Origin of the sequence: Nocardia nepalensis (assembly GCF_048910785.1) — a bacterium.
GTDB lineage: Bacteria > Actinomycetota > Actinomycetes > Mycobacteriales > Mycobacteriaceae > Nocardia > Nocardia nepalensis.
The window spans coordinates 1-12,528 of sequence record NZ_JBKBET010000028.1 but is presented as its reverse complement, the minus strand read 5'-3'; the positions used below and the strand labels follow the sequence as shown (position 1 = coordinate 12,528).

Annotated in this window: 14 protein-coding genes; 1 reads left to right on the top strand and 13 read right to left on the bottom strand. The window is 67.3% G+C overall.

Going from position 1 to position 12,528, the window contains the following annotated elements; all coding sequences use genetic code 11:
• Positions 1-113 precede the first annotated feature (113 nt).
• Positions 114-1,877: a type VII secretion protein EccE gene (eccE, locus tag ACHQ4I_RS20795; RefSeq protein WP_420773461.1), complete on the top strand. Its 1,764-nt coding sequence runs from the start codon at positions 114-116 to the stop codon at positions 1,875-1,877.
• A gap of 57 nt (positions 1,878-1,934) precedes the next feature.
• On the opposite strand, the gene ACHQ4I_RS20790 is transcribed toward eccE, so the two are convergent.
• The 13 genes from ACHQ4I_RS20790 to ACHQ4I_RS20730 form a co-directional block, all read right to left on the bottom strand.
• Positions 1,935-2,228 carry a hypothetical protein gene (locus ACHQ4I_RS20790; RefSeq protein WP_420773460.1) on the bottom strand — a complete coding sequence of 98 codons (294 nt, stop codon included), beginning with the start codon at positions 2,226-2,228 and terminating at the stop codon, positions 1,935-1,937.
• Between the two features lie 41 nt (positions 2,229-2,269).
• Complete coding sequence (locus ACHQ4I_RS20785; protein WP_420773459.1) at positions 2,270-2,593, bottom strand: WXG100 family type VII secretion target; 324 nt, start codon at positions 2,591-2,593, stop codon at positions 2,270-2,272.
• Positions 2,594-2,665: 72 nt separating this feature from the next.
• On the bottom strand, positions 2,666-3,448 hold the full coding sequence (locus tag ACHQ4I_RS20780; RefSeq protein ID WP_420773458.1) for an ESX secretion-associated protein EspG: 783 nt from the start codon (positions 3,446-3,448) through the stop codon (positions 2,666-2,668).
• Entirely contained in the window at positions 3,445-4,455 is a 1,011-nt protein-coding gene (locus ACHQ4I_RS20775) for a PPE domain-containing protein (RefSeq protein WP_420773457.1), read from the bottom strand. The genes ACHQ4I_RS20780 and ACHQ4I_RS20775 overlap by 4 nt, the downstream gene beginning before the upstream one ends.
• Positions 4,456-4,491: 36 nt before the next feature.
• Complete coding sequence (locus tag ACHQ4I_RS20770; protein ID WP_420773456.1) at positions 4,492-4,797, bottom strand: PE domain-containing protein; 306 nt, start codon at positions 4,795-4,797, stop codon at positions 4,492-4,494.
• A gap of 13 nt (positions 4,798-4,810) precedes the next feature.
• Positions 4,811-6,160, bottom strand: a complete 1,350-nt coding sequence (locus ACHQ4I_RS20765) for a hypothetical protein (RefSeq protein ID WP_420773455.1) — start codon at positions 6,158-6,160, stop codon at positions 4,811-4,813.
• The gene (locus ACHQ4I_RS20760; protein ID WP_420773454.1) at positions 6,157-6,477 is read right to left on the bottom strand and encodes a type VII secretion target; all 321 of its coding nucleotides are present in this window, start codon (positions 6,475-6,477) and stop codon (positions 6,157-6,159) included. The genes ACHQ4I_RS20765 and ACHQ4I_RS20760 overlap by 4 nt, the downstream gene beginning before the upstream one ends.
• Positions 6,478-6,627: 150 nt before the next feature.
• Entirely contained in the window at positions 6,628-6,924 is a 297-nt protein-coding gene (locus ACHQ4I_RS20755) for a YbaB/EbfC family nucleoid-associated protein (RefSeq protein WP_420773453.1), read from the bottom strand.
• The gene (locus ACHQ4I_RS20750; RefSeq protein ID WP_420773452.1) at positions 6,921-7,424 is read right to left on the bottom strand and encodes a hypothetical protein; all 504 of its coding nucleotides are present in this window, start codon (positions 7,422-7,424) and stop codon (positions 6,921-6,923) included. The genes ACHQ4I_RS20755 and ACHQ4I_RS20750 overlap by 4 nt, the downstream gene beginning before the upstream one ends.
• Positions 7,417-8,199, bottom strand: coding sequence for an ESX secretion-associated protein EspG (locus ACHQ4I_RS20745; protein ID WP_420773451.1), 783 nt, complete (start codon positions 8,197-8,199; stop codon positions 7,417-7,419). Before ACHQ4I_RS20745 ends, ACHQ4I_RS20750 begins: the two co-directional genes overlap by 8 nt.
• A complete protein-coding gene (locus ACHQ4I_RS20740; RefSeq protein ID WP_420773450.1) occupies positions 8,196-9,800 on the bottom strand; it encodes a hypothetical protein in 1,605 nt (534 codons plus the stop codon). The genes ACHQ4I_RS20745 and ACHQ4I_RS20740 overlap by 4 nt, the downstream gene beginning before the upstream one ends.
• A 41-nt stretch (positions 9,801-9,841) precedes the next feature.
• On the bottom strand, positions 9,842-10,666 hold the full coding sequence (locus tag ACHQ4I_RS20735; RefSeq protein ID WP_420773449.1) for an ESX secretion-associated protein EspG: 825 nt from the start codon (positions 10,664-10,666) through the stop codon (positions 9,842-9,844).
• A partial coding sequence (locus tag ACHQ4I_RS20730; RefSeq protein ID WP_420773448.1) for a hypothetical protein occupies positions 10,666-12,528 on the bottom strand: 1,863 nt, incomplete at its 5' end. The genes ACHQ4I_RS20730 and ACHQ4I_RS20735, both read right to left, overlap by 1 nt.

The following is a 12,528-nucleotide window of genomic DNA, read 5'->3' as shown; positions in this document are numbered from 1 at the left end:
TCCGTGCGCGTGAACACGTGCGCATGAACACCGTGTGCCTGAATGCGCAAACTCGTCTGGCGTGTGAGAGGCTACCGCACCACACAGGTGCGCGCCGAATGGAGATGTGCTGAATGAATAGCGAGACAATGCCGCCGGAAAATACTCGGGAATCGTCGGATCCGCCACCGCTGAGTTCAGGTCGGAGCGAACTGTTCACGCGGGTTCCGTTGTCCATCGTGCTGCCCTCGGCGGCCGCGGGAACAACGGCCGCCACCATAGCCATCGTCCTCGGCGCAGATATTCGAGTGGCGCTCGGCGTCGGGATCGCAATTGCGTTGCTCGGTGGCGTCCGAGTTCGGAAAACTAATGTTTGGCGAATTCTGGGAATGCGCGGCTCGCTCTGGTGGCGCAATCGGCGCGGTAGTGGTAGTGAACCACGCCAGGAGCCGTTCGATGTCGATATCCCGGACTCCGCCGGCGCCCGCTGTGGCATGCGCTGGGACGGCAGCCACCTGATCACCATGGTCGGGCTCGGCCGCACCGCGGTGCGGCCGACCCTGCTCGGATCGGCGCGGATCGAGGCGGGCGCGGCCATCTCACTCGCCGATGTGGCACGGTGCCTGTCCCAGTTCGACATCCGGCTGGCCGCTGTCGACGTTGTCACGCTCGGTGTCCGTACCCAGGGCCCGCACAACGTCGTCCGGGTCTACGAAAGACTGCTCGGACCACTGCCTGCCGCCGCTACCCAGAACGTCTGGCTGGTCCTGCGTTTCGACCCGCTCGACAACGTCGGCGCGATCGACAACCGGGGCAGCGCACAGGAAGGCGTGATCCGCGCCGCCCTGGTCGCGACGCGCCGGGTCGCGGGTCGCATCGCCACCAGCGGCGTCGGGGTATCGATCCTCACCGCCGACGAACTGGCGGCCGCGGAGGCCGCCGTCCTGCACGACAACGACCCACAGCAGTGGGCCGAGGATTGGCAGGTCTTGCGCGGCGGCGGCATCGAATTGACCGGGTACGCGGTCCGGCCACAGCTCCTCGAACCGGAGGTGCTCGCGGCGGTGTGGACGCTTCCCGGCAAGTCGGTGCTGACCCGCTTGCGCATGACACCGGCCGTCGAATCGGACTCGCCGGGCCGGCGCGGCGCCATGGTCGCGCTCAGCGCGGTCGTGCGGCGCGACCTGGCCGGCGTCGGTCATCACGACGCCGAGGAACCGCCCGCCGAACTCGGGTTGCGTCCGTTGCGCGGCCTGCAGCGCCGGGTCCTGCTCGACGGCGGGCACCTCGAGCTGTCTGCCGCGCTGCGCGGGGTACCAGCGGCGATGTCGCGATTCACGGTGCCGGCCGCGGGGTGTGGTCAGGTGATCGGCGCTACCGATGACGGGCTCGGTGTCGCGGTGCCGCTGTTCGGGCCCGCGGTCCGGCGGGTGGAAATCGTCGGGTCGCTGCGGCTGACCCAACTGATGGTGCTGCGCGCGATCGCGGTGGGTGCGCAGGTGATCGTGCACAGCGTTCGCCCCCGGGAATGGGAATGCCTGGTCGCGGCGGTCGGCGCGCCTGCCGCGCTGTCGTTGCCCGCGCCCGGTAGCGCGCGATACACGGCCGCGGCCACGATGATCGTTTACGACGGTGTCGCCTCGGCCGGACAGGTGTCGGAAGCGACGGCCGTCCATGTCCGTTCGCCGCGGGAGTCCGCGGAGGTTCTGCTCGGCGCCGATGTCGCGCTGATCGAATCGGCGGACGTGCCCGGGCGGGTGCACATTCGCAGCGCGGGCCAAGAACTGACCGTCCAGGTGGTCTCGATCCGGGAGGAAGTCGAGTACCTCGAGGGCGCTCGAACCGACGCCGAAACCGAGGTCGAGCCGCAACCGGAGCCGGCCCTGCAATCCGCATGAAAACGGGGGCCCGCGGCCAGTTGGCGGCGGGCCCCCTGGGCCTCCTCGGTGCCGGATCTACCAGACGAAGTCGTCCGCGACGTGCTGATCGGTCGCCCGGGCCTTGTCCAGCGCGGCCTGCACGTTGTCACGTCCCTTCTTCAGCAGTACGAGCAGGTCGTCCAGGTCGGCGATCAGGGTCTTGTGCTTGGCCAGGAACGAGCCGGCAGCGCCGCCTTCGCCGCTCTGCCAGCCCTCCCGCACCAGCGAGGTCGCCGCGTTCTGCGCGTTTTCCCGCTCCGCGGTAATGGCCGTGTGGTAGTTGTCCATATCGGTGATCAGCTGGATGACGCCCGGCGGGTTGTACAACATTGTGCTGGTTCCGTTCTCAGAAGTGGTTTCGGTCGGTTCGGTCAGAGGTAATTCGTGTTCAGCGTGGTGAACCCGCCCATGCTCTCATTTTCGGTTGCCGCGACCTTCGTTTCACCGGTACGCAACGCCTCCGCGACCTGGCCCAGATCGACATTCACTTTGCGGATCTTCGCCTGCAGTTCATCGGCGAATTTGGTGAACGCGATATTGGCTTCACCTTCCCAATCCTTCTTCGCGGCGATCACCGTCGCCTCGAGGTTGTCGACGCTCTTGTCGATGGGCGGAATCACGTCGGCGTACGCGTTCGCATACTTCTGAAAAATGGCGAAATCAAGGTGGAGAGCATCTGCGCCAGCCATTGACATTTCCTTTCGGATGATGATGTGTTGAGAATTCCGGAGAAGTGACTCCGGACGATGGGTGGATGCGCGTACCGATTACGGCATCCAGCGGCCCTCGGGCAGCGCTTCGATCTGCGCACCGACGACGTGGGCCAACCGGCGATCACTGCCGGGGGCCAAGGTCGTCCACGGTTGCCCGTCAGGGGCCATGCTGCCGCCGCCGATGATCCGGCCGGCCGCGGTGTCGTACACGGCGACGGCGGCGGGCGACCGCACCGCGCTGCCGTCACGGTGGGAGTAGCACACCAACTCGGCGACCGAAATGCACTGGCGCAGTGCGACTCCCAGGGTCAGCGCGTCCGATTCGGACATGCCGAGCTGGTAGGCGGCGCTGGCCTCGGTGGTTCCCGCGTCGTCGAGCCGTCGACGCAGTTCGGCGGTGGGGGCGGTGAGCGCCGGGATGTCCGCGGGTGGACGGGCGCCGAGTGCGGCCAGCAGCGGCCGGCTCAACGCCACCGGATCCTCGTCACCCCACACGGTGCCGATCTGGATTTCGTCGCCCACTCGCACCGCCACCGCGTGGTCCAGGCCGCGCCGGGCCAGGCAGATTCGATGCACGCCGCCGCGCCGGATCCGCAGGGCAAGTTCCCTTTCCGGACGGGCCAGGGCGAACAATGCCGTGGTCAGCTCCCCGTCGAGGACGTTCCCGTCCTCGTCGAGCACGCCGCGCGCACACAGCTCCGCGACAGCGGCGACGCGGGCGGCATGGAAGTCGGCGTGCTCGCGGTGCCGTGGGCGCAGGGCGAGAACCATCGGAAGGGTTTGCACGCCGAGCTTTTCGGCGACGACGAGGGCGGCATCGACGGTCAGGGTCGTCACTGCGACGCCCCAGCGGTACGAGACTGCGCTACGCCGCCCAGAACTGGTGGCGCGGTGGCGAACCCGGCCTGGACGACGATCTGCTCGCCGAGAGCTCCGGCCTCGGCTGCCACCGCCCGCTGACCGGCTTGCGGCGACACCGGAACCGGCGAATTCGTGGGCGGCGCGAGCATCGACGGTGGCGGTACCTGCGCGGCCGATGCCATGACAGGAGCGCCGGCCGTTGCCGCCACGACCGGTGCGACGGGTTGCGGGATCGGCGTGAACACCAGCGACTCACCGCCGACCATCAGGGTCGGCGTCGGCGCGGCAGTCAGCGCCGACAGGTCGACGACCGACGAAAACTGCAGTGCGGGAGGGGAAACGGCCTGCGCGTCCGGCGGCGGCCCCGATGACCCGCCGACGACCGGCTTCGACGTCTGCTTCTGCTCAGCGAGTAGGGCGGCTCCCGCGGAGACGGCAGGGGCCGTCTCTTGCTCCCACGCCGCAGACAGCTTGTCACTGCCCGCCTCGTAGGTGCGCATCACCTGGGCGGCGTGGTCGCGCAGGGCATCGACCTGATGCTCGGCAGTGTCGAACAGTCCGGCAAGCGGTGCGCCGAGCAGCGTGCCGCTGACCATCTCCTCGGCCATCCGCACCGCCGCCGCCACCTCGTCCACGTGCGGCATCGTGAGCTGAGCGATCTCGTAGGCCGCGGCCTGCTCGGCGGCCGTGGCGGCATTGTGCTGGGCGGCGGTGGTGATGTCGTCGAACCAGTCGGCCAGCTGCGCCAATTGGGCGATGCCCTCCGCGCTGGAATCCGATCCCCACGCGTTCCCGACAATGGCGAGGATGGCGCGATACTCGGCACCGGCCTCCCCCAGGCCCAGCGCGAGCGCTGCGTAGGCAAGCCCCGCCTCGGCCATCGGCACGACGCCGGGGCCGGTCGTCAGCTCGCGTGCCAACTGCTCGGCCGGTACGGCGTCCCACATCGTGCCGGTGAAACCGGCGTGCGGAAGTTCGACCATCGCGTCACTCCTCGTCTCGGTGTCTGCCGCGCGGTACTACACCAGGCGCTGGAACGACTGCACGGCTTCGTCGTCGGAATCCCCGACGAGGTCTGCATGGGAACGCAGGTTCGCGGCGATCTTGCGCAGTTCGTCGATGCCACCCAGGTAGGACTGCTCGAACGAATCGCTGACCTGTCGCAGCACCTGCGCGGTGTGCCGCGACACCGGGTCGGCGGCGCCCGGCACCGGACGCAGCGCGTCGCCGCGCTGCAGTAGCCCGCTCTCCAGGCCGTCGGCCAGCATGTCCAGCCGACCGGCCGCCATCCGGGCGAGTTCGTGATCTATCGCGATACTGCTCATGAAAGTTCTCCTCCTACAGGCTGAATGGGGTATCCGGGTCGCCGGTCGATTCCACGCCGATGACGGGTGCCGCGGTCTCGGGCGGGTGACCTCCGACCAGTTCGTCGCCATAGCGGGCATCGACCGGCGATTCCGGTCGGCCGCCCGCCGAGCGGGCCCGCTCGTCGCCGGTCGAGCCGGCGCCAGGGGCGAAAGGCGGGAGTACTTCATGCGAGTACGTCGCGGTCGACGCCGATATCAGCGGCGTGCCAACCGGGCTCGCGGTCGCCGCGATGACGCCTTCGGCTTGCCACTCGCCCAGCGGAGCCGCCGCCGGGGCGACCGCCGCTCCCCCACTCGTCGACCCGACCGGCACGGCTGCCGTAGCGGAGCGCGTCGGAGCCGGCGCCGCGGGGTCGGCGGCAGGCTTGGCCGGGAACTGCGCGGAGACCTCTGTACCGATGGTCTGCGCGACCGAGATCAACGGCGTCACCACCTGCTGCAATTGCGACAGCAACTGCGTCACGGTGGGCTGGTTCGGCGAGGAGGGCGCGACCCCGGCGGTGGCAGAGGCCGATCCCGGGGAGGACAGCGAACGGACCGCCGGCACATCCGGCGCCGAGGGACTGGCCGCCGAAACCGTTGGGGTTAGCGAACGCTGGACTTTGCCGAGGTCCGCACGTTTCGGGCTGCGAGTCGGCACCGGCTTGCCCGCCTCGGTCATCTCCGCTGACTGCGCCAGCAACTGCGCCTTGGTCTGGGCGGTGATCGCCATCGCCTCGGTGCCCGCCTCGATGGCGGTGGCCAGCAGCGCCGCCTGGCCGGGCGGCGTCACCAGCGTGGGCCCGAGCGCTGCGGTGGTGAGCGCGAAACGCGTTGCCACCGCCGCTATTTGCGCATATCCGGCAGCGACGGTGCCCGCGGCGCCACCGGTGGTCAGGTTGATCCGGGCGGCCTGCTCGGAGATCGATGCGGACGTCGCCACGGTGTCGACCGCCGCCGCGGTCGCCGCCGTTGCCCCCGAGCTCTCCATCGACTGCAGCAGCTGAATGCCCGTGGAGGTCAGCTGCATCGCGGTGCGCACCGCGTCGGTGACATTGCGCATCAACGTTTGCGGATTGAACTCCCCCGCGTCCAGATTGCCGTTACCGTAGCCGCTGATCAGGTCGGTTACCGGTTTGAACAGTGCCGCCGGGTCGAGCGGTGGGAGGACCGGCAGGCCCGGCAGCGGCGGGAGAGCGGGAAACTGCGGCAGCGCGGGCAAGCCGATGCCGGCCAGCACCTGCTGGGTCGGCTGATCGAGAAACGGAGCGGCCGGCGTATTTCGTAGCGCGTCGAGAACGGTCGGATGTAGCGGCGCCGCAAGGGGTTGCGCGGGAGTCATTGTTCGGTGCCCGTCAGCGGAGCGAACGAAGCCACGCTGTGCTGCTCGGTCAGTTCATAGGAAGCCGCGGCCACCCGCGCGGTTTCGGCGGTGGTGGTGAGGATTTCGACGAGCTGGGTCAGTGCGGCGAAGTGGTTGGCCTGGGCGTAGGCGAAACTCGTCAGGAATTCCTGACCGATCAACCCGAAGGTCGGAGCGATGGCCGCGATGACAGCGGCCTGGTCGACGGCCCCCGCGACGGCGACCGTCGCCGCCATCCCGTCCGAAATCTCGCCGTATCGGCGGAATGTCTGCGGTTGCACATTGAGGACGTTCATCGCGGTACCCTCCTGGGCTGGTCTGTGATCTCGATACCTAGACGGCTGCGTCAGAAATCTAATTCGGGCCGCGGTGTCCGCAAGCGGTGCGCGAGCGGCGGCCCCTGCTGTTCACCTGCCCGTTGACTCGGCCGTGCCGGCAGGGCAGCGCTAGCTGTTCACCTGACCGTTGAATTCCTCGATCAGTTGTCCGCGCGTTCCCAAAGCCCGCCGCACCGCCGCAGCGGCGGCGGCAACGAGCACCCGTTCGAACTCGGACGGCGAAAGACTCGAAATCCCCTGTGTCAGACGGACATCGAGCAGTCGGCCCACCCCGTCGACCGAGACGGTGATGGTCCCGTCGGCATCGGTGTGGTCGACCCGGACCGCGGCGAGATCCGCGGCGAGCCGTCGCATCCGATCCAGTCGTGCGCGAGCACCCGCCTCGAGGGCAGCGAAATCTGTCACCACGAATCTCCATCCCGGTCGAGCCAGCTGTGCGGTTCGTACCCGTGCTCCAATTCCGCTGCGAGCTCGTAGTGTTCGACCGCGTCCCGGGACGGCAGTTCGAGCAGGTCCAGCGCCGATTCCGGGACACCGATCTGGGCCAGGTACGCACGCCGGAGCAAGCCGGCCCGGTTGGCCGCGAGCTTGCACAGCCGCAGAATGTCGTCACCGAGATCATCCGGGTCGCGCCGGAGTTGGTCGGCGGTGAGCCGAACCGCCAGCGGCACAGCCGAATCGGTCGCGGTCACCACGATGTCGCCACCGCGCAATGCGGCCTCGCCGGTCGAGTAGGGCGTGAAATCCGATTTCGGTGCTTCCAGTTCCGGCGCGTCCCGATCGAGCGTCGTCTCCGGGTCTCGCCCGGCCTCGGCCCCGTCGAAGACCGGGCTCTCGTGGATCGTGGCGCCGAACATCGAGTCCGCGGACCACTCGGCGTCGATTCTCGGGGGTTGTTCAGACACGTCGCTCGTCCTCCATGGTCTGTGACACGGTCGCGATATCGGCGGCGATCATGGTCGCCAGCGCCGTCCGGTCGACCGCGGTCGCGACCGGTCCTGCCGTCTCGGCGACGGCGTAGCGGCCGTCATCGACCAGATCTCGCCATTCGATGCGGTAGGGCGTGATGCCGCGCGGCCCGAAGATCGAACTGCCCATACGGGTTTCGATCACTCCGAGCCGCTCCGCGGGCCGTCGCAGCCACGCCGCGCTGGCGCGATCGGCCGCATAGTTGTCGTAGACCGGAGACCGGCCATAGTGGTGGTCGACCTCCGCGCTCGTCGGGCTGGTGATCAACGGCGTATCCGGCCCCCGCCCGGCCACCCGAGCGGGGAGCGCGCCGACCACCGCACCGGCGAGCCGATCGGCATCGCCACTGGTGATGACATAACCGCCACTGTGCCAACGGGTTTCGCCGGGAAGCTGGCGAATCAGGGTCGCCACGTCGCCCTGCCGGGCTCCGACCAGGCGAAGCTGGCCAGCGGGGTCGCCGCAATCGCGCGGGTCGAACGCCACCGCGGTGACCCGGATATCGGCGTGGGCGACCCGGGTGAGGGCGTCGTGCAGACCGCCGTCAGCCGTCTCGGCCAGCCCGGCCAGCGCCGCCGTCGCCAGTCGCGCCCAGTCCCGCGTGTTGTCGCCGCGATTCAGCGCGAACAGCGGCGACGGTAGCCGGTCCTGAAAGAGCCTGTCCCACAGCGCGATCAGTTCGGTATCGGTGAGCTGCCAGGTGCGGCTCACCGATCGAGCACCGGTCTGATGCCGCGCCCGGGCTGCCCGAGCGCCTCGTCGAGATGCTCGGTCGAATCCAGCAGTTCGGACCGCTTCTTCTCCTTCTCCTCGCCATTCGGGCGGCCAGGGTGACCGCCGAACGGGACACCCGGTTCGCGCCCACCAGCGGGCCCGGCCCGCCCGGGCAACTTCTCGTCCGGAACGGCGGTGAGGCGGGGGAACAGCTTGGCCTCCTGGCTTTTCAGCTGTTCCAGGGCGAATACGCGACCGGTCCCACCTCCGCCGCCACCGCCCTTGCCGACGAAAGGGACGTTTCCGGGCGGCAGGAGGGCGGAATTCATCAGCCACGGGGTGCTGCCCGATTTTTCCGAGGTCAGGTCGTCGGGCAGGTTGCTCAGCGTCTCGAATGGTTTGTCCTCCAGCCCTTCCGACAGGTTCGGGGTGTTCGGTCCCGTTTCGGGTTCGGGATTCCGGAGCCCGGAGGAGGGATCGTCGCCGTCGACGGGCTGGTTTTTACCGCCCGTCGGATCGTCGCCGACGGGCGGTGCGTCACCGCCGTTGTCGTCGGAGCCGGTCGGCGGCTCATCGCCGGACCCATCTGCACCGGGCGTGTCGAGCGCATCGATCGGTGTCGGCGCCGTCCCGCCGACGTCCAGGCTCGGCGTCACCACCTCGTTCGGCTGTGGTAGCGCCACGATATGGGTCGTCAAATGCGTGTAGTTCTCGGTGTAATGCGTCTGGAAATGCTCTTGGAACCGGAGCAGGTCGGCGTCGTTCTGCGTCTGCTGTGAGGTGGTCGTCGCGGGCGGTGGTTCGGGGGTCTGCGGCATGCCGTTCTTCGTCTGCTGCAGCCAGCCCGAGCTGAACACCAGCGAGTCACCCAACAGATTCATATCCGTCGTGAGCTGCTCGGAGGCGAATACATACTGCGTCGTCGCCAGAATTGCCGCGTCCGCACCCGAGCCGGTCCACTGATCCGACGCACCGGCGATGGTGGTCCGCAGGGTGTCGAAACCACGGTCCAACTCCTTGGACAGCCAATACCACACACCGCCCGCGTCGGCGACCGCCTGCGCATTGATCGACTGGCCGACGTTGTACAAAATCGACCAATCCAGCTGCGAGCCCGCCTCGGGCCAGAACAAGGCCGGGTCGTAGAGCGTCGTGGTATCCGGCTTGTTCGAATGCCGGGGAATCTTCACCGATTTGGGCGCTCCGCTGGGAGGGGTGCCCGGCGGGCTGTCGAAGGAGATTCCCTCGAAGCTCACGGCCGAGTTGTGCTCGGTGAGGTCGTATTTCTTACCCGCGGCGAGAAACGTGTTGCCCATATTGGTGAGGATGTTGCGATGCCGATCCATGCGTTCCAGCAACTCGGTGGCGATCTTCGAGTTGAACAGGGCCCACATCTGCACCCCCGATACGCACGCGGCGAACACCGGACTCGCACGTTCATAGTTGCCCTGCACCCAGGTGTGCACGCCGACAACGACATTGAGCATGTCCTCGACGTGCTGCGCGCACTTCTGCGCCGTGCCCGCCTCGAGCAGTAGCTCCGCGCCGGCCAAGCTCGCCCATTTGGTGTTGTCCGAGACATCGGAATCCAGTGCCATGTCGAAACTCCAGTCAGCACAATCGGTTCGGAACGGTCATCTCAAAGCCCGTCGTCGTAGACGCTGACCCGGGAGATTCCACCCCGCGACTCGTCCCCCCGGACGCGCCGCAGTTCAGCGCATTCCCGTTCGATGAGCCGCACCAGCCGCTCGGCATCGGTCGCGACCGCGGCCACCGGCGGCCCGGCATCGACGATGTAGCGGCCATCGCCGGGATGGTCTTCCCAGAAGATCCACTTGGTCACCTGCCCGCTCGGGCCGAAATTCGAGTGACCGTGCGTGATCTCGATCCGGCCGACCGTGGATTTCGGCGCGGCCTGCCACCCGCGGCTCCGGGTGTCGACATCGCCGTCGCCTTCGTCGAACAGCGAACTGCGACCGTGCCAGTGATCGAACGCGGGCTCGGCCGTCGAGCTCAGCAATTCGATCTGCGACTGGCCGCCCGCCGCCATCGGGGGAAGCTTGTCCACGATCACCCGTGCGAGCTCCACCGCATCGCACTCGGTGATCACCAGTTCGTCGTGACTATAGGGCGACCGCACGCGGAATCCCTCGACCAGAACCGCTCGGTCGCCGAACAGTTTGCCCGCCATCGTCCACTGCCGGGCCAGATCATGGGGCGCGCTCTCATCATTGGCGAGCACCGCGATCCGCAAATCGGCCTGCATCGACTTCACCATGACCTCGGCCAGCGCGGGGTCCCACGCGGCCTGCAGCTCACCCCAGACCCGAGCCTTGACGAATTGGAAGTCGAAATGTCCCTTCACGTCGGCGACGTAGGCGAACGGCCAGCTCGTGCGGCGTCCGACCAATCGCTCACGCAGCACCAGGTATTCGAGGCCGGTGAGCCGCCAGGTCCGTTCCATCAGTTGCCACCCTCCGCCGTGATATCCGGGACGCCCGCCGATCCCGGCTCGCCGACGACGTCATCGGTCGACCTCGCCGTCGTGAAATCCTGGAATACCGCGGGCTGATTGCCCGCCGCACGTCCTAGTACCCCCAGCTGAAGTAGTTCTAGTGCCTCGTTCGGGCTGGGCAACAGCGCCCGCGATTCGACCGGACCGGTCGCACCCGGTGGGAGGAGTAGCTCCTCGACCTCAGCTATCTCCTCGCCGATCCGCTCGGCAGCCTCGGCCAAAGCCTGCTTCACCGTCAGTGTGCCGTCTTCGACAGCTTTGGTCAGCGCCTGCAATCCCGGGCCGAGTTGCGCGGCAAGTTGATTGCCGAGTTGCGCGAGAGTCGTGATGCCGGAAGTGATGAGCTGCAACACTTCCGAGAACATGCTGAGCATCTCGGAGGCGGAGAGAGCGCCGCTGGCGCCGGTGCCGGGGGCACCGCTCGGACCGGTGCCCTGGCCGGGATTGCCCGAGGGTGCGCCGCTCGGGCCGCCGTTTCCACTGGACCCGCCGTTTCCGCTGCCCGAACCCGCGCCTGATCCGTTGCCGCTGGCTTCGTTGCCGCTGCCGCCGCCGGTGCCGCTTCCGGATCCGCCGCCGGTGCCACTGTTTCCGTCTGCGCCGGATCGGCCGTTGTTGCCGCTCCCAGCACCGTTGCCGCCGTTGTTGCCTCCGGTTCCCCCGCCACCGCCTGTGCCACCATTGTTGGCGGGTGCCACGGTATTCGGGTCGACGAATTCGGGGACCTGGCCGATGAGTTGACGCATCTCGGCGACGAAACCTTTGTTGTTACTGGTGTCATCGCCCTTGTCCCACCACTGCTGAGCATAGGTTTGGGCCTGATCACCGGACCGGCCGCTCTTGGCGACATAGTTGACCGTGCCGTTGGTGTTCAACTTGATCTGGTCGTAACGGGGAACGTGACCGTAGATGAACGCCAAGAAGTTGGCGGTGTTCCCCACGACATGAGACATGTCGACCATGCCCGCCCGCAACGTTTCGGCGGTACCGAGGTATTTGTCGAGCGAGGCGATCGCCCGGTCGGCGCCCGCGCCCTGCCAGTGCCCCCGGGTGAACACGGGTTTGATGTTCTTGGTGAAGGTATCGATCGAGTTGCCCCAGATCTGGGACAGGGCCAGCCACTCACCCGACAACCACAGCATGTCACCACCGACCGAGCCCACGAGCATGGCGATGTTGGCGAAATCGTAGAGGTGCAGGGCGCCACCGAGTTCGATCAGCGGATCGATTCTGCCCTTGAGGGAGTTGTCGAAACTCACCCCGGAACTGGCGGTGGTCGACAAACCCGGCCCGTTCGCCCACGACACCGAGGACGCCGCATGATATTTCGAGATCTCGGGCCAATGATCACGCGCGTTCGGTGCGACGAAGGTGTTCGCGTTCTGTCCCTCGGTGATCGAGTACTTCTTGTTCGCCGCGGTGAAGGTGTTCGCGATATCGGTGACGATCGCTTGATGGTTACCCAGGATGTCGACCAGTTCAGGGTTCGCTTTGTCGAAGAACGCGTCCGACAGATGTTTCATGCTCAAGAACTGATAGGAACTGGCCGGGAACGGTTTCGGCTGGGCAGGCCGTTTCGGATCGGTACTGGATTGATTGTTGTAATACCAGTCGAACCTCGGTGGCATGTTCTTCCCGGTCACGAAATTGATCAACCCGAGGATGTCGGCGACCAGATCCTCACAATATCCGGTCAGTTTACCCAGCGCGGCACTGTCGACATTGAGGAGTTGGAGCTGACCGTTCTGGGCACTCTTCAACAATCCAGCCCAATCGGTCTGGTCGATACCCGCCGCCATCCTGCTCCTACC

Bases quoted from the DNA above. Each gene is read 5' to 3' on its own strand.
- eccE (WP_420773461.1), top strand. From the start codon at position 114: ATGAATAGCGAGACAATGCCGCCGGAAAATACTCGGGAATCGTCGGAT.
- ACHQ4I_RS20765 (WP_420773455.1), bottom strand. From the start codon at position 6,160: ATGACTCCCGCGCAACCCCTTGCGGCGCCGCTACATCCGACCGTTCTC.
- ACHQ4I_RS20740 (WP_420773450.1), bottom strand. From the start codon at position 9,800: ATGGCACTGGATTCCGATGTCTCGGACAACACCAAATGGGCGAGCTTG.
- ACHQ4I_RS20785 (WP_420773459.1), bottom strand. From the start codon at position 2,593: ATGTCAATGGCTGGCGCAGATGCTCTCCACCTTGATTTCGCCATTTTT.
- ACHQ4I_RS20775 (WP_420773457.1), bottom strand. From the start codon at position 4,455: ATGGTCGAACTTCCGCACGCCGGTTTCACCGGCACGATGTGGGACGCC.
- ACHQ4I_RS20760 (WP_420773454.1), bottom strand. From the start codon at position 6,477: ATGAACGTCCTCAATGTGCAACCGCAGACATTCCGCCGATACGGCGAG.
- ACHQ4I_RS20735 (WP_420773449.1), bottom strand. From the start codon at position 10,666: ATGGAACGGACCTGGCGGCTCACCGGCCTCGAATACCTGGTGCTGCGT.
- ACHQ4I_RS20790 (WP_420773460.1), bottom strand. From the start codon at position 2,228: ATGTTGTACAACCCGCCGGGCGTCATCCAGCTGATCACCGATATGGAC.
- ACHQ4I_RS20770 (WP_420773456.1), bottom strand. From the start codon at position 4,797: ATGAGCAGTATCGCGATAGATCACGAACTCGCCCGGATGGCGGCCGGT.